The organism is Streptomyces sp. NBC_01294 (genome assembly GCF_035917235.1).
Lineage (GTDB): Bacteria > Actinomycetota > Actinomycetes > Streptomycetales > Streptomycetaceae > Streptomyces > Streptomyces caledonius.
Map to the genome: position 1 here is coordinate 2,399,596 of NZ_CP108423.1, position 16,431 is coordinate 2,416,026.

At 69.7% G+C, this 16,431-nt stretch carries 14 protein-coding genes; 9 read left to right on the forward strand and 5 right to left on the reverse strand.

What is annotated here, in order from left to right; translation table 11 throughout:
• Nucleotides 1–100 precede the first annotated feature (100 nt).
• From gltX to OG534_RS10585, 3 genes are all read right to left on the reverse strand, one after another.
• Nucleotides 101–1,615, reverse strand: coding sequence for a glutamate--tRNA ligase (gene gltX, locus OG534_RS10575; RefSeq protein WP_326587830.1), 1,515 nt, complete (start codon nt 1,613–1,615; stop codon nt 101–103).
• Complete coding sequence (locus OG534_RS10580) at nt 1,608–2,396, reverse strand: fumarylacetoacetate hydrolase family protein (protein ID WP_326587831.1); 789 nt, start codon at nt 2,394–2,396, stop codon at nt 1,608–1,610. Before OG534_RS10580 ends, gltX begins: the two co-directional genes overlap by 8 nt.
• 97 nt (nt 2,397–2,493) lie before the next feature.
• On the reverse strand, nt 2,494–2,682 hold the full coding sequence (locus OG534_RS10585) for a hypothetical protein (protein WP_326587832.1): 189 nt from the start codon (nt 2,680–2,682) through the stop codon (nt 2,494–2,496).
• Nucleotides 2,683–3,260: 578 nt separating this feature from the next.
• Between OG534_RS10585 and OG534_RS10590 the strand changes: the two genes are divergently transcribed.
• The 8 genes from OG534_RS10590 to OG534_RS10625 all read left to right on the forward strand — a co-directional run bounded on the left by OG534_RS10590 (nt 3,261) and on the right by OG534_RS10625 (nt 13,495).
• The gene (locus OG534_RS10590) at nt 3,261–6,854 is read left to right on the forward strand and encodes a sensor histidine kinase (protein WP_326587833.1); all 3,594 of its coding nucleotides are present in this window, start codon (nt 3,261–3,263) and stop codon (nt 6,852–6,854) included.
• A 9-nt stretch (nt 6,855–6,863) separates the two neighbouring features.
• Complete coding sequence (locus tag OG534_RS10595) at nt 6,864–7,277, forward strand: roadblock/LC7 domain-containing protein (protein ID WP_030708442.1); 414 nt, start codon at nt 6,864–6,866, stop codon at nt 7,275–7,277.
• A gap of 151 nt (nt 7,278–7,428) precedes the next feature.
• A complete protein-coding gene (locus tag OG534_RS10600; RefSeq protein ID WP_030037344.1) occupies nt 7,429–7,821 on the forward strand; it encodes a DUF742 domain-containing protein in 393 nt (130 codons plus the stop codon).
• Complete coding sequence (locus tag OG534_RS10605) at nt 7,802–8,386, forward strand: GTP-binding protein (protein WP_326587834.1); 585 nt, start codon at nt 7,802–7,804, stop codon at nt 8,384–8,386. The genes OG534_RS10600 and OG534_RS10605 overlap by 20 nt, the downstream gene beginning before the upstream one ends.
• 292 nt (nt 8,387–8,678) lie before the next feature.
• On the forward strand, nt 8,679–11,867 hold the full coding sequence (locus OG534_RS10610) for a sensor histidine kinase (RefSeq protein WP_326587835.1): 3,189 nt from the start codon (nt 8,679–8,681) through the stop codon (nt 11,865–11,867).
• Nucleotides 11,868–11,877: 10 nt separating this feature from the next.
• On the forward strand, nt 11,878–12,291 hold the full coding sequence (locus OG534_RS10615) for a roadblock/LC7 domain-containing protein (protein WP_030037347.1): 414 nt from the start codon (nt 11,878–11,880) through the stop codon (nt 12,289–12,291).
• Nucleotides 12,292–12,384: 93 nt separating this feature from the next.
• Nucleotides 12,385–12,927, forward strand: coding sequence for a DUF742 domain-containing protein (locus OG534_RS10620; RefSeq protein ID WP_326587836.1), 543 nt, complete (start codon nt 12,385–12,387; stop codon nt 12,925–12,927).
• Entirely contained in the window at nt 12,908–13,495 is a 588-nt protein-coding gene (locus tag OG534_RS10625) for a GTP-binding protein (RefSeq protein WP_215149809.1), read from the forward strand. The genes OG534_RS10620 and OG534_RS10625 overlap by 20 nt, the downstream gene beginning before the upstream one ends.
• A 207-nt stretch (nt 13,496–13,702) precedes the next feature.
• Here OG534_RS10625 and OG534_RS10630 read toward each other — a convergent pair whose 3' ends face one another.
• Nucleotides 13,703–13,903 carry an acyl-CoA carboxylase subunit epsilon gene (locus OG534_RS10630; protein ID WP_326587837.1) on the reverse strand — a complete coding sequence of 67 codons (201 nt, stop codon included), beginning with the start codon at nt 13,901–13,903 and terminating at the stop codon, nt 13,703–13,705.
• A gap of 23 nt (nt 13,904–13,926) precedes the next feature.
• Nucleotides 13,927–15,510, reverse strand: a complete 1,584-nt coding sequence (locus OG534_RS10635; protein ID WP_326587838.1) for an acyl-CoA carboxylase subunit beta — start codon at nt 15,508–15,510, stop codon at nt 13,927–13,929.
• A gap of 272 nt (nt 15,511–15,782) precedes the next feature.
• Between OG534_RS10635 and OG534_RS10640 the strand changes: the two genes are divergently transcribed.
• Nucleotides 15,783–16,406, forward strand: a complete 624-nt coding sequence (locus tag OG534_RS10640) for a YceI family protein (RefSeq protein WP_326587839.1) — start codon at nt 15,783–15,785, stop codon at nt 16,404–16,406.
• Nucleotides 16,407–16,431: the final 25 nt, after the last annotated feature.

Here is a 16,431-nt window from a genome sequence, read left to right on the forward strand (position 1 = left end):
CGCTTTCCGGGGCCTGCCGCACCCTGGTCCGCAACGCCGCAGGGGGCGGCAGCCTGGTTGGCTGCCGCCCCCTGCGGGACGTGCGGGACGTACGGGAGGGCTACGCCGCGAGCTTGGCGAGGGCCGCGTCGATGCGGGCCAGGGACCGCTCCTTGCCCAGGATCTCCAGGGACTCGAAGAGCGGCAGGCCGACCGTGCGGCCGGTGACGGCCACGCGGACCGGGGCCTGGGCCTTGCCGAGCTTGAGGCCGTGGGTCTCGCCGGCGGTCAGCACGGCCTGCTTGAGGGACTCGGGGTCCGACCAGTCGGCGGTGAGGAGGTTCTCGCGCGCCGTGGTGAGCAGCGCGGCCGGCTCACCCTTCATCGCCTTGTCCCACGAGGCCTGGTCCTCGACCGGCTCCTTCAGGAAGAGGAAGTCGACGTTGGCCGTGATGTCCGACAGGACGGTCACGCGGGTCTGGGCGTACGGGGCGATGCGCGCCCAGGCCTCGGCGTCGAAGTCCTCGGGCGCCCAGTTGGCGTGCGGGGCCTGGAGCCAGGGGCCGCACGCGTCCGCGAAGGCCTTCGGGTCCAGCAGGCGGATGTGGTCGGCGTTGATCGCCTCGGCCTTCTTCAGGTCGAAGCGCGCCGGGTTGGCGTTGACGCCGTCGATGTCGAACTTCGACACCATCTCCTCGATCGAGAAGACGTCCTGGTCCTTGGAGAAGGACCAGCCGAGGAGCGAGAGGTAGTTGAGCAGGCCCTCGGGGAGGAAGCCGCGCTCGCGGTACAGGTTGAGCGAGGACTCGGGGTCGCGCTTGGAGAGCTTCTTGTTGCCCTCGCCCATCACGTACGGCAGGTGGCCGAACTGCGGGACGTCCGTGGCGACGCCGATCTCCATCAGCGCCTTGTAGAGCGCGATCTGGCGGGGGGTGGAGGACAGCAGGTCCTCGCCGCGCAGCACGTGCGTGATCTGCATCAGCGCGTCGTCGACCGGGTTGACCAGGGTGTAGAGCGGCGCGCCGTTCGCCCGCAGGATGCCGAAGTCCGGCACGTTCTCCGGGGTGAAGGTCAGCTCGCCGCGCACCAGGTCGGTGAAGGTGATCGGCTCGTCGGGCATCCGGAAGCGGACGATCGAGGGGCGGTGCTCGCCCTGGTAGGCCTCCAGCTGCACCGCGGTCAGGTTGCGGCAGTGACCGTCGTAGCCGGAGGGCTTGCCGGCGGCGCGGGCGGCGGCGCGGCGGGCGTCCAGCTCCTCGGTCGTGCAGTAGCAGTTGTACGCGTAGCCGCCGTCGCGCAGCCGCTGGGCGACGTCCGCGTAGATGTCCATGCGCTCGGACTGGCGGTACGGGGCGTGCGGACCGCCGATCTCGGGGCCCTCGTCCCAGGTGAAGCCGAGCCAGCGCAGCGAGTCGAGCAGCTGGTCGTACGACTCCTCGGAGTCGCGTGCCGCGTCGGTGTCCTCGATGCGGAAGACGAACGTACCGCCGTGGTGGCGGGCGAACGCCCAGTTGAAGAGGGCGGTCCGGACCAGGCCCACGTGGGGGTTGCCGGTCGGGGAGGGACAGAAACGTACGCGGGGGGGTACCCCCTGCTCGAGCGAAGTCGAGAGCTTGGGGGAGTTCGCGTTAGCCACGCTTGATCACCTTGTTGGTGAGAGTGCCGATGCCTTCGATGGTGACGGCGACCTCGTCGCCGACGTTGAGGGGGCCGACTCCGGCCGGGGTCCCCGTGAGGATGACGTCGCCGGGGAGCAGCGTCATGGCCTCGGTGATGTGGACGATCAGGTCCTCGATGGAGCGGACCATGTCACTGGTGCGTCCGAGCTGGCGCTGTTGGCCGTTGACGGTGCACTGGATGGTCAGGTCGCTCGGGTCCAGGTCGGTCTCGATCCAGGGGCCGAGCGGGCAGGCGCTGTCGAAGCCCTTGGCCCGTGCCCACTGCTTCTCCCGCTGCTGGACGTCGCGCGCGGTGACGTCGTTGGCGCAGGTGTAGCCGAGGATGACGTCCTTGACGCGCTCCCGGGGGACCTCGCGGCACATGCGGCCGATGACCACGGCGAGCTCCGCCTCGTGGTGGAGGTCCTGGGAGAAGGAGGGGTACGTGATCGGATCGCCCGGGCCGACCACCGAGGTGGAGGGCTTGAAGAAGGTGATCGGGGCGTCCGGGACCTCGTTGCCGAGCTCCGCCGCGTGCTCCGCGTAGTTGCGGCCGATGGCCACGACCTTGTTCGGGAGCACGGGCGGCAGCAGCCGGACCTTGCTGAGCGGGACCTTCGTGCCCGAGAGCTCGAAGTCCGCGAACGGAATGCCCTTGATGATGTCGAGCACGAGCGTCGATTCGCCGCCGGGGGCGGCGTCGCCCTCGACCGCGCCGAACGCGACGTTGCCGTCGATCGAGAACCTGGCGATGCGCACGTGTTGCGTCTGCCCCTCTTTATGTTCCGCTGGCTGGAGTCTGCGGTCTCCAGGCTAACGCGGCGGGCAGTGCGGCTTCACGTTCCGTGCGCGGCGGTCACTCCGCGGCGACGGCGACCGGGACGTTCATCAGGACCGTGCGCCGCGGGTTGGCGGTCTGCGTCGGCAGCTCGACGGCGTGCTCCGGGGTGGCCGGGGCCGCCTGCAGGTCCTCGGCGTCCTTGAGGTGCGCGAGGGTCGTGCGGCGGGGGTTGGCTATGTTGCGGAACATCGTCGTCGTCTTCATCGGAGTTCGGGGTCCTCGGTTCGATCTGTGAGTGACGGCTGTTGCATGCACCAACCCTGGCGCCAACCCTTTAAGGGGCAAGGCTAAACATCTGAATCCCCCGCCGAACCAGGAAGTAATGGCCACGGCTGTGTGAGTTTGCTCACCAAGGCCCAGGCATTCACGACATAACGGACAGCCAACTTCCTCAGTCAAAACGGACATTGCGCCACTGAATGCGCCATTCCGCTCCTGATCATCTCGACTGGGACACCTTGGCAGCACCATTGTTTGGGTGGCGTAAGTCCGGTTTCTCCCGAATGCAGTCACACATGGCGTAGCGCTTCCGTCACGAGCCGTAATCGACTCTCCGGGCCGACGCTCGCACCTTGTTGGAGATCCTCCACTGTGCTGGAATTCGCGGGACCGCCGCGGGAACAGCCGGCGCGCAGGTGGCGCGACTCAGCGCCGAGCGCGGTGGCAAAGAGAGGGAGACGCGCCGGTCACCGACGACCACCATGGGGCCGCAAGTGCCCCACGACTCGACACCGTCCCACCGGTCGCCCGGCGGGACGCCTGGTCCAGAGGTTGCGACGCTAGTGCAGGGACGATTCAAGAGGGATGGCAGCGCTGCGGCGGAGCAGGAGCCGCGCGGCGGGACCGACCGTGGCTCCTCGCCCCAGCACGCCCAGAACCGCGGGCCGGCTGTCGAAGGCGCAGGCCCCGACACCTCCGCCGCGGTTCAGGCGAAGGGCCGTGGGAAGTCCGTCAAGGCAAAGGCCAAGGCCAAAGCCGGGTCGACTGGGCAGGACGTGGCGATACCGAAGGCCCCCAGTGGGCCCGGTTCCCGCCTCGCCATGCAGAACTGGCGCATCAGCACGCGACTGGTGTCGCTGCTGACCCTGCCGGTCGTCGCCGCCACCACGCTCGGTGGCTTCCGCATCAACGACTCGCTCAACGACATCGCGCAGCTGGAACACATGCAGCTGCTGACGACGATGACGCGGCAGGCCACCAACCTGGCAGCCATGCTCCAGGAGGAGCGCGACCTGTCGGCAGGTCCGCTCTCGCTCTCCAAGGGCAAGAGCACCAGCAGCGTCGACAGTGCCCGTCAGGCGACCGACACCGCTGCCAAGGCCTTCGCCGCGGCGACCGACAAGGTCGACAGCACGGGCGAGAAGGACGACACCCTCAAGTCGATCCGCAACAACGTCCTGCAGATCGGGCGCCAGCTCACCAGCATCGAGACGGTCCGCACCAAGGCGTACGCGAACGGCGCCCAGCAGACCGTCAGCGAGTACAACGCGATGATCGTCTCGCTGCTCTCGCTCTCCCAGGACATGGCGCAGGCCACCTCCAACCCGGAGATGATCAAGCGCACGCGTGCCCTGGCGGCGTTCTCCGCCGCCAAGGAGTACGCCTCCATCCAGCGCGCCATCATCGCCGCCTCGCTCCCCGAGACCCCGGAGAGGCAGGGCGAGCTCAAGGAGAACGACCGCCTCTACGCCCTGTCCGCCCAGAAGGGCGAGCAGCAGTCGAAGACCACCTTCGGCCTCGTCTACCAGGGCCGGACCGAGGAACTCCTCGCGGGTCTGGGCGACAGCAACTCCGAGATCTCCAGCGCCGACCACTACGCGCGCCGCGTCCTGGCCAGCCCGGACGCGTTCCTCCGGGAGAAGAACCGGTCCTGGCTCGACTGGTACGACGCCGACGGCACCAAGCTCCAGGCCATGAAGGTCATCGAGCTGACCCTGCTCGAGGAGATGGAGCAGAAGGCCCGTGAGCTGAAGAACGAGGCCCAGCAGGACGCCATCATCAACGGTGCCCTGATCCTCCTCGTCCTCGGCGTCTCCCTCGTCGGTGCCTTCGTCATGGCCCGCTCGATGATCCGCTCGCTGCGCCGCCTGCAGGACACCGCGACGCGCGTCGCCCAGGACCGGCTGCCCGAGCTCGTCAAGCAGCTGTCCGAGTCCGACCCGCAGGACGTGGACACGTCCGTGGAGTCGGTCGGTGTGCACACCCGCGACGAGATCGGCCAGGTGGCCGCGGCATTCGACGACGTGCACCGCGAGGCCGTCCGCCTCGCCGCCGAGCAGGCCCTCCTGCGAGGCAACGTCAACGCGATGTTCACCAACCTCTCGCGCCGCTCGCAGGGCCTCATCCAGCGTCAGCTGTCGCTCATCTCCGAACTGGAGTCGCGCGAGGCCGACCCGGACCAGCTGTCCTCGCTCTTCAAGCTCGACCACCTCGCGACCCGCATGCGCCGTAACGGCGAAAACCTCCTCGTCCTCGCGGGCGAGGAGCCGGGCCGCCGGTGGACCCGCCCCGTCCCGCTCGTCGACGTGCTCCGTGCCGCCGCGTCCGAGGTGGAGCAGTACGAGCGCGTCGAGCTGTCCTCGGTGCCCGGCACCGATGTCGCCGGCCGCGTCGTCAACGACCTCGTGCACGTCCTCGCAGAGCTGCTGGAGAACGCCACCTCGTTCTCCTCCCCGCAGACCAAGGTCAAGGTCACCGGTCACGCGCTGCCCGACGGCCGCGTGCTCGTCGAGATCCACGACACCGGTATCGGCCTCTCCCCCGAGGACCTCGCCGCGATCAACGAGCGACTCGCGTCGCCGCCGACCGTGGACGTCTCCGTCTCCCGCCGCATGGGCCTGTTCGTGGTCGGCCGCCTGTCCCTGCGACACGGCATCCGCATCCAGCTGCGCCCCTCCGACTCGGGCGGTACGACGGCCCTCGTCATGCTTCCGGTGGATGTCGCCCAGGGCGGCAAGAAGCCGGCTCCGATGCCCGGCCAGGGTGGTCAGGGCGGCCCCGGCGGTCCCCAGGGCCCGCAGGGTTCCGTGCCCGGTGCGCCCGCACGCCCGCCCGTGGGCGCGGCCCCGCAGCGCGGTCAGGTCTCCGCGGGCGGCCAGCGTGCCGCCCTGCCGGGACGCGACGGCGGCCAGCAGCGTCCGCAGGGCCCGCAGGGCGGGCGGCCTCCGCAGCAGAACGGTCCCGGTGCTCCCGGCGGCCGTCCGCAGCAGGGTCCGACCACCGCGGGACAGGGCCAGGGTGCCTTCGGCTCCGGTGCGCCGCTGCCGGCCCGCGGTCCCGTCGCCAGTGGCGGACCGGCCGGTGGCCCGCAGGCCCGTCCGGCGGGCGGTCCGTCCGGGTACCAGCAGGGGAGCGGCTTCGAGCGCCCCCAGCAGCCCCAGCACCAGCAGCACCAGCAGCACCAGCAGACTCAGCAGCAGCCGGCCGCTCCCGCGGCCCCGAACGGCCCCCGGCCGCAGCTGCCGCCGCGCGGTGGCGCCGCCCGTCCGGAGCTTCCGGGCCCGCAGACCACCAGCTGGGGTGCCGACCAGGCCCGCGGCCACGACGAACTCTCGGGCCCCGGCTCGACGGCCGAGTTCGCCCGCCCGGACTTCAACGCGCCGATGCCCCAGGCGGACGGCGGCAACAGCACGACCGGACAGTTCGAGCGTCCGGACGTGCGCAGCCCCATGAACCCGTCCACCACCGGACAGTTCGAGCGCCCGGCCCCCTACCAGTCCGGCGGTCAGCCCCAGCGGCCCGGCGGCCCCGGTGTCGGCGGTTTCGCCCGGCAGCCCCAGGCCCCGCAGCAGCCGCAGCACATGCAGCCGCAGGCTCACCGGCCGGAGGCCCTGCCCCCGGCCCAGAGCTCCGGCGACGGCCGCAGCCCGATCTTCGACACGCTGGAGTCGAACTGGTTCCGCGAGGAGGGGCAGCAGCCCCCCGCGCAGGGACCGGCCTCGGCGATGTCCCCGCAGGGTCAGCAGCCGCAGCAGTCCGCTCCGGCCCACGCTCCGCAGCAGCAGCTGCCGCAGCGCGGCCAGGAGCACGCGGCCGAGTCCGCCGCCGCGGCGACCGGCAGCATGCCGACCGTCAGCTGGAAGTCCTCGCCGAACGACGAACTGATGCGCCAGGCCGAGCGTGTGCGTCAGCCCGCCGCCGGCGGCATCACGACCTCGGGGCTGCCCCGCCGGGTCCCGCGGGCGAACCTCGTGGCCGGCACCGCGCAGCAGCAGGCCGAGGCGCAGGCGGGTCCCCAGGTCTCGCGGGCGCCGGACGACGTCCGCGGCCGTCTGACCAACCTCCGACGCGGTATCCAGCAGGGCCGTCAGGCCGGCAACAACGGCCCGGCGACCGGCAGTTACCACATCGACCCCACATACCAGCAGGAGCGATAGTTGAGTTCGATGAGCCAGGCGGCACAGAACCTGAACTGGTTGATCACCAACTTCGTGGACAACACCCCAGGGGTGTCCCACACGGTGGTGGTCTCCGCCGACGGACTCCTTCTGGCGATGTCCGAAGGATTCCCCCGCGACCGCGCCGATCAGCTGGCGGCCGTGGCCTCCGGACTGACCTCGCTGACCGCCGGAGCCTCCCGCATCTTCGAGGGCGGCGCCGTCAACCAGACCGTGGTCGAGATGGACCGGGGATTCCTCTTCCTCATGTCCGTCTCGGACGGATCCTCGCTGGCCGTGCTCGCACACCCCGAGTGCGACATCGGCCTCGTAGGCTACGAGATGGCGCTTCTGGTGGATCGCGCCGGCAGTGTCCTTACCCCGGACCTGCGTGCCGAACTGCAGGGAAGCCTGCTCGGCTGACTTCCCCTCTCCCGGCCGGACGGTACTACCGGCCGGGAGACCGGGGCCCCACCCCGGAATCCAGTACCCCCGCCAGGCCGTCATACCGTTCCCCCCACCGGCCGCCCCGTCAGACGGCACGCTGACCACTGCTGTCCAGCCCGGAGGATCCATGACCCCGCCCCCCGCCTATCCCGATGCGTACGGAGATTCGTACTCGGAAGGCGATCAGCCGCTGGTGCGTCCGTACGCGATGACCGGCGGCCGGACCCGGCCCCGCTACCAGCTCGCCATCGAGGCGCTGGTCAGCACCACCGCCGATCCGATGCACCTGTCCGGCCTGCTCCCGGAGCACCAGCGCATCTGCACCCTGTGCCGCGAGGTCAAGTCGGTCGCCGAGGTCTCCGCACTGTTGTCGATGCCGCTCGGTGTCGCCCGGATCCTCGTCGCCGACCTGGCGGAGGCCGGAATGGTGGCCATCCACCAGCCGGGCAATGGAGAGGCCGGCGGCACGCCGGATGTAACGCTGCTCGAAAGGGTGCTCAGTGGCCTTCGGAACATCTAGCGGAGCGGCTCCCGCTCGCTCCACCACCTCCGCGAAGATCGTGGTGGCGGGCGGCTTCGGCGTGGGCAAGACCACGTTCGTCGGCGCGGTCTCCGAGATCAACCCGCTGCGCACCGAAGCCGTCATGACCAGCGCCTCGGCCGGGATCGACGACCTCACCCACACCGGTGACAAGACGACCACCACCGTCGCGATGGACTTCGGCCGCATCACCCTGGACCAGGACCTGATCCTGTACCTCTTCGGTACACCGGGCCAGGACCGCTTCTGGTTCATGTGGGACGACCTCGTCCGCGGCGCCATCGGCGCCGTCGTACTCGTCGACACGCGCCGCCTCGCCGACTGCTTCCCCGCCGTCGACTACTTCGAGAACAGCGGCCTGCCGTTCGTCGTCGCGCTCAACGGCTTCGAGGGACACCAGCCGTACACGCCGGAGGAAGTCCGCGAGGCCCTGCAGATCGGCCCCGGCGCCCCCATCATCACCACCGACGCCCGCCACCGCGCGGACGCCAAGAGCGCACTCATCACGCTCGTCGAGCACGCCCTCATGGCGCGGCTCAAGTAGCACGGTTCAATAGCCGCGCGGAAGGGGCGGGCTGTGTCCTACGACACGGCCCGCCCTTCTCGTTCATAACGTTTCGACAGAGAATTGAAGCCAGTTGGCAACGGGGTGCGTTCGGTTGGTGCCCCTGTGCTCACAACTCCCCCGATTTTTGCCGCAGGACGCTCTTTATGTCCGATTTATGTGGGGCATAAGGCTCTGGGTATGGCCGGTTTCAACTGTTTGGAACACGGCCGTTAACCGTGCTGGAATTCAACGAACTAGCTAGTAGCACCGCCGAGAGGTTGTTGGTCGAGTGAGGCGAAGCAACGCAAGCCCCGCGGATGAACCCGCGCGCGGCAACTTCACCCCGCCGCCGCGAGCGGCCGCGTCGCCCGTCGACGTGCCCGTGGACCCGCCCGCGAGCAGCGGGAGCAGCAGCAGGTTCTCGCCCCGCAACTGGCGCGTGCCGACCCGTCTGAACGCCATCCTGCTCGTGCCCGCCCTCGTCGGGCTGGTCATGGGCGGCTTCCAGGTGAAGGGCTCCGTCGACACCTGGAACGAGGCCAAGGACGCCGAGAAGATAGCCAGGGTCGTCCAGGCCGCCTCGGAGTACAGCCAGGCACTGCTCAACGAGCGTGACCTGACGGCCGAGCCGCTCCTGAACGGCCAGACCCAGGACAAGCGCGTCACCGAGGCCTACGCGGTCACCACCGCGGCCAAGGGGAAGTTCGACACCGCCGTCCAGGACATGCCGAAGAACCAGGGCCTGGAACGGCGCCTGGGCCTCTTCCGCAACGAAGAGCCCAAGCTGAAGGACGTCCGCGAAAGCGCGTACCAGGCCGCCCTCGAGACGGCCAAGAAGCGCCTCCCCTCCTCGCGCGGGCCCATCCCGACCGAAGAGGGCTATGTGCTGGTCCAGCACTACCTCATGCAGTTCGCCAACGAGCTCGGTCTCGGCACCGGCAACGTGACCTCGTACGGCCGCATGGTCTACGCGATCCAGCTGGCCAAGGCGGCGAACTCGCTGCAGCGCTCCGTCGGCACCCACCTGCTGGTCCGCCCGAGCACGGACGAGGGCGTCCGCAAGGCCCAGCTCGTCGCCTTCTCCTCCTACGCCTACCTCGAGGAAATCGCCATCGGCGAGTACGTCGCGGCGGGCACCGAGGAGGACGTGAACCGCCTCAAGGTGGTCATGGCCAAGAAGTCCGAGGAGGGCAAGGCCAAGCTCGCCGCGGCCAAGCACCAGGCCGAGCAGGCCGGCTCCCGCTTCGTTCCGCCGCCGACGATCGACGACAACCCGCTGCTCGGCATGACCGACGCCATCGCCAGCGGCGACAGCAAGAAGAAGCTCGCCGAAGGCGGGACGAACCCGGTGTTCTGGCAGGCCGCCGCCACCGCGAAGTTCGACGGCTACGACGAGATCGAGAAGGAACTCCTCGCCAAGGCCGTCAACGACGCCGTCGCGGTCTCCGACGACGCCCGCACCGACGCCATCACCAACGGCGCCATCGTGGTCGTGGCCCTGCTCGCCGCCTTCATCCTGGCCGGCATGATGGCCCGCCAGATGGGCCGCGCGATGGCCCGCCTGCGCAGCGCCGCCTTCGACATCGCCGAGCAGCGCCTGCCGATGCTCGTCGACCAGCTCTCGCGCACGGATCCGGGCAAGGTCGACACCCGCGTCCACCCGATCCCCATCGACTCCCAGGACGAGATCGGCGAGGTCGCCCGCGCCTTCGACCAGGTCCACCGGGAAGCGGTACGGCTCGCCGCCGAGCAGGCGCTCCTGCGAGGGAACGTCAACGCGATCTTCACGAACCTCTCCATGCGCAACCAGTCGCTGATCGAGGGCCAGCTGACCCTCATCACCGACCTGGAGAACAACGAGGCCGACCCGGACCAGCTGGAGAACCTCTTCCGCCTGGACCACCTGGCCACCCGCATGCGCCGCAACGGCGAGAACCTCCTCATCCTCGCGGGTGAGAACCCGGGCCGCCGCTGGGACCAGCCGGTGCCCCTCGTCGACGTGCTGCGCGCCGCCTCCTCCGAGGTGGAGCAGTACGAGCGCATCGAGCTCTCCGGTGTCTCCGACGCCGAGATCCACGGCCAGGCCGTGACCGACCTCGTGCACCTGCTCGCCGAGCTGCTGGAGAACGCCACCACGTTCTCCTCCCCGCAGACCAAGGTCCGCGTCAACGCCACGCGTCTGCCCGACGGCCGCGTGATGGTCGAGATCCACGACAAGGGCATCGGCCTCACCGCCGAGGACTTCGCGGACATCAACCACAAGCTGGCCAACCCGCCGACCGTGGACGCCGCGATCTCGCAGCGCATGGGTCTGTTCGTGGTCGGCCGGCTGGCGGACCGCCACAGCATCCGCGTCCAGCTGCGCCCCTCGGGCGAGGCGGCCGGCACCACGTCGCTGGTCATGCTCCCCGACGCCATCACGCACGGTGGTGGTGGCGAGGGCATCCCCGAGGACGACTTCACGGTCTCCCAGATCATCCCGGAGCAGAAGGCCCAGCTGGCTCCCCCGCTGCGCACCGCCGCCGAGCTCGGCTTCGACGACTCGCGGTACGACCAGCAGGGCGCCGACGGCCTCCCGGCCGACCCGGTGGTCCGGTCCCTGGGACAGCAGGACCGCCGCGCCGCCCTGGCGGCGCAGGTGGGCTACCCGCAGGACCAGCAGCAGTTCGCCGATCCGTCCGCGCAGAAGTATCCGGAACCTCAGCCGGAGCACGGGTACCAGGAGTACCAGGGCTACGAGCAGCCGTCCGGGCAGGCCTACGACACCTCGTACGAGGCACCGCAGGCGCAGCAGGGCTACGAGGCGTACCCGCAGCAGGACTACGGCTATACGGAAGACGGCTACCCGGACCAGCAGCCGGCCGCTCAGAGCTACGACGGCGGCTACGAAGCCCGGTCAGAGCAGGCCGAGTGGCCCCAGCAGAACACGTATCCGGCTGCCTACCAGCAGGGTTACGGGACCGAATCGGAATCCCGGGCCGTCCCCGAACCGGCTCAGGAACGCGTAGGCTTCGACCGTCCGGGTGCCGCAGCCGACACCGGTCACGCGATGACCGGAGCGGGCCTGCCGCGCCGCGGCAGCCCGCAGCAGCGGCAGCCGGGACAGCAGGAAACGGAGTCCACCGGATCCCTCTTCGAGCAGCGTTCGCCGCGTCAGCAGCCCGCCGCTCAGGAGCAGGCCCCGGAGGAAACTGAAGGCACCGCGGCCTGGCGTTCGCGCAACGACGAACGCTGGCAGCAGGCCGGCAAGCTCCGTGAGCCGAAGGCGGGCGGGGTCACCCCGTCCGGTCTCCCTCGGCGCGTGCCCAAGGCCAACCTGGTCGAGGGCGCAGCGGAGACGACCCCGCAGGGCGGCCCCCAGGTCTCCCGCGCTCCGGAGGACGTCCGCGGCAGGTTGAGCAACCTGCGGCGCGGTGTCCAGCAGGGACGCAGCGCGGGTTCTGAGCAGTCAAGTAACAGCTATGACCAGGAGCGTTAGTGTGAGCCCGATGAGCCAGGCGGCACAGAACCTGAACTGGTTGATCACCAACTTCGTGGACAACACCCCAGGGGTGTCCCACACGGTGGTGGTCTCCGCCGACGGCCTTCTTCTGGCGATGTCCGACGGATTCCCGCGGGACCGCGCCGATCAGCTGGCGGCCGTGGCCTCCGGACTGACCTCGCTGACCGCCGGGGCCTCCCGCATCTTCGAGGGCGGCGCCGTCAACCAGACCGTGGTCGAGATGGACCGGGGATTCCTCTTCCTCATGTCCGTCTCGGACGGATCGTCCCTCGCGGTGCTCGCGCACCCCGAGTGCGACATCGGCCTCGTAGGCTACGAGATGGCGCTTCTGGTGGATCGCGCGGGCAGTGTCCTCACCCCGGACCTGCGTGCCGAACTGCAGGGAAGCCTTCTCAACTAGCAGACAGGCAGTGCGTTTCGCGCCATCGCACCATAGGGTGCGGTGGCGCGGTTCCACAGGGAGTACTGCGTACTTGGAGTCGGAGGAGGAAACGTGACAACACCCGGAGGACATCCTTATGGCGGCCCGCAGCAGCCGCAGGGTGGGCACGACCAGAACCGCTTCAACTTCCCCTCCGCGCCGAGCCAGCCCGTGCCGGAGCAGTACCCCTACCAGCACCAGCAGCCGTACGGACAGCCCCAGATGCCTCCGCAGCCGCCTCCGCGCGCCGCACGGCAGCCGGCTCCGAAGGCCCACAACCCGCTGGTGCGTCCGTACGCGATGACCGGCGGCCGTACTCGGCCGCGCTACCAGCTCGCCATCGAGGCGCTGGTCAGTACCACGGCGGATCCGTCGCGCCTGCAAGGGCAGTTGCCCGAGCACCAGCGCATCTGCCGCCTGTGCCAGGAGATCAAATCCGTCGCGGAGATCTCGGCACTTCTCTCCATTCCTCTTGGTGTCGCCCGCATCCTCGTCGCCGACCTGGCGGAAGCGGGCCTTGTCGCCATTCACCAGCCCGGCGGCGACGAGTCTGCCGGCGGCCAGCCAGATGTGACACTGCTCGAAAGGGTGCTCAGTGGACTTCGCAAGCTCTAACGGCGGAGCGGCTCCCGCTCGCTCCACCACCTCCGCGAAGATCGTGGTGGCGGGCGGCTTCGGCGTGGGCAAGACCACGTTCGTCGGCGCGGTCTCCGAGATCAACCCGCTGCGCACCGAAGCCGTCATGACCAGCGCCTCGGCCGGGATCGACGACCTCACCCACACCGGTGACAAGACGACCACCACCGTCGCGATGGACTTCGGCCGCATCACCCTGGACCAGGACCTGATCCTGTACCTCTTCGGTACACCGGGCCAGGACCGCTTCTGGTTCATGTGGGACGACCTCGTCCGCGGCGCCATCGGCGCCGTCGTACTCGTCGACACGCGCCGCCTCGCCGACTGCTTCCCCGCCGTCGACTACTTCGAGAACAGCGGCCTGCCGTTCGTCGTGGCCCTCAACGGGTTCGACGGGAACCAGGCGTACACGCCGGAGGAAGTCCGCGAGGCCCTGCAGATCGGCCCGGACGCCCCCATCATCACCACCGACGCCCGCCACCGCGCGGACGCCAAGAGCGCACTCATCACGCTCGTCGAGCACGCCCTCATGGCGCGCCTGCGGTAGGAGTGGACCGCTGTACCCGACAGGCCCCCGTGTCCCACGACGCGGGGGCCTTCGCCATGGGGCGGGGCCTTCGCCTGGACGGCGGTACGCGCGGTACGCGGTGCGCGGGAGGCCGGGGTGCGCGGAACGGAAGGCGGGGTACGCGGTTCTCGGTACGCGGAAGGCCCCGCACCCTGGACGGGTGCGGGGCCTTCGGGGCTCTGGGACTCAGCCCTGCCAGCTGTGCGGGGCGCGGAAGCCCGGGGTGCGCTCCAGGCGGCGCCAGCCGGCCTGGCGGGGCGTGCGGACGGTGGCCGCGTCGGGGGTGGCGGCGGCGCGGGCGAGCAGGATCGCGGTGATCGCGGCCAGCTCCTCGGGCTCGGCGTTGCCCTTTTCGACGCGCAGCAGGGTGTCGGTGGCGTTGGTCATGAGGTGGCAGGTCTCCTTCGCGGTTACTGCGGCGGGTTGCCGTGCTTGCGCGACGGCAGATCGGCGTGCTTGTTGCGAAGCATCGCGAGGGCGCTGACGAGCACCTCGCGGGTCTCGGCGGGGTCGATGACGTCGTCGACGAGGCCGCGCTCGGCCGCGTAGTACGGGTGCATCAGTTCGGCCTTGTACTCCTTGACCATGCGGACGCGCATGGCCTCGGGGTCCTCGGCGTCCGCGATCTGCTTGCGGAAGATGACGTTGGCCGCGCCTTCGGCGCCCATGACGGCGATCTCGTTGGTGGGCCAGGCGTAGGTGATGTCGGCGCCGATGGACTGGGAGTCCATGACGATGTAGGCGCCGCCGTAGGCCTTGCGCAGGATCAGGGAGATCCGCGGGACGGTGGCGTTGCAGTAGGCGTAGAGCAGCTTGGCGCCGTGGCGGATGATGCCGCCGTGCTCCTGGTCGACGCCCGGCAGGAAGCCGGGGACGTCCAGCAGCGTGATGATCGGGATGTTGAAGGCGTCGCAGAGCTGGACGAAGCGCGCGGCCTTCTCGGAGGCGTGGATGTCCAGGACGCCGGCGAGGTGGCCGGGCTGGTTGGCGACGATGCCGACGACCTGTCCGTTCATCCGGCCCAGGGCGCAGATGATGTTGCGGGCCCAGCGCTCGTGGATCTCCAGGACGTCGCCCTCGTCGACGAGCTCCTCGATGACCTTGAGCATGTCGTAGGGGCGGTTGCCGTCGGCGGGCACCAGGTCGAGGAGGACCTCGCTGCGGCGGTCCGCGGGGTCGCTCGTCTCGTGGACCGGCGGGTTCTCACGGTTGTTCGAGGGCAGCATCGAGATGAGGTAGCGAACCTCGGAGATGCAGGTCTCCTCGTCGTCGTACGCGAAGTGCGCCACGCCCGAGGTCTCGGCGTGCACGTCCGCGCCGCCGAGCCCGTTCTGGGTGATCTCCTCGCCGGTCACCGCGCGGACCACGTCCGGGCCGGTGATGAACATCTGCGAGGTGTCGCGGACCATGAACACGAAGTCCGTCAGGGCCGGCGAGTACGCCGCGCCGCCCGCGCACGGGCCCAGCATGACCGAGATCTGCGGGATGACGCCCGACGCCTTCGTGTTGCGCTGGAAGATGCCGCCGTAACCGGCGAGGGCGGAGACGCCCTCCTGGATACGGGCGCCGGCGCCGTCGTTCAGGGAGACCAGCGGGGCACCGGCCGCGATGGCCATGTCCATGATCTTGTGGATCTTCGTCGCGTGGGCCTCGCCCAGCGCACCGCCGAAGATCCGGAAATCGTGTGCGTAGACGAAGACCGTGCGGCCCTCGACCGTGCCCCAGCCGGTGATGACACCGTCGGTGTACGGCTTCTTCGCCTCCAGGCCGAACCCGGTCGCCCGGTGCCGGCGCAGCTGCTCGACCTCCTTGAACGAACCCTCGTCGAGCAGCAGCGCGATGCGCTCACGGGCGGTCAGCTTGCCCTTCGCGTGCTGGGTCTCGGTCGCCCGGTCACTGGGGCCGCGCCGCGCCTGCTCACGCAGGGAGTGCAGCTCGGCCACGCGCCCGCGGGCGTCCGTCGGCTCGCTCGGGGTCTGGTCCACAACGGTCATGTACCGACCTTACGAAGATCGCGACGAAAAACCTCCGTTCATTCCGCACAGTCTCCGGAGTCTTCCGCTGTCCGGCCCGCACAGAACGGCCGGGAGATGCGAGGACTCCACCAGACGGACCCATTGTCCTTTGTAGGACTTTCACAAAACGTCCTGACACACCGCCTAGATGTTGAAATTTGAACGGAATGGGTCTAGCGTCGTTCTCGTTGAAGTCGTTGAAGCTTCAACAGACCGGATCCACCGAGCAGGACACCACCGAGGAGCAAGTCATGGGTATGTTCAACCGCCGCAGCCGTACCGCCGACGTCCAGGACGGCGCCGCCGCCGTCGCCACGCTGGCCGTGGACCCGGCTCTCGCCGCCCTCACCGGCGACTACGCCATCGACGCCGCCCACAGCAGCATCGGCTTCACCGTCCGCCACGCCATGGTCACCAACGTCCGCGGCTCCTTCGCGGAGCACGAGGGCACCCTGCACCTGGACGGCACCGACCCGGCCCGCTCCACGGCCGTCATCGACGTCAAGATCCCCTCGATCACCACCGGCATCGCCGACCGCGACGCCCACCTGCGCAGCGGTGACTTCTTCGACGCCGACGCCTTCCCGCTGATGACCTTCCGGTCCACGGAAGCGCGTCAGCTCGGCGGCGACGCGTACCGCCTCACCGGCGAGCTGACGATCAAGGACGTCACCCGCCCGCTCTCCATCGACCTGGAGTTCACCGGTTCCGCCACGGACGTCTACGGCAGCGAGCGCGTGGGCTTCGAGGGCTCCGCCGAGATCCTGCGCTCCGACTGGGGCCTGACCTGGAACGCCGCGCTGGAGGCCGGCGGCGTGATGGTCAGCGACAAGGTGAAGCTGACCTTCGACATCTCGGCCATCAAGCAGGCCTGACCTGCGGATCCGCAGATCCGCCCGG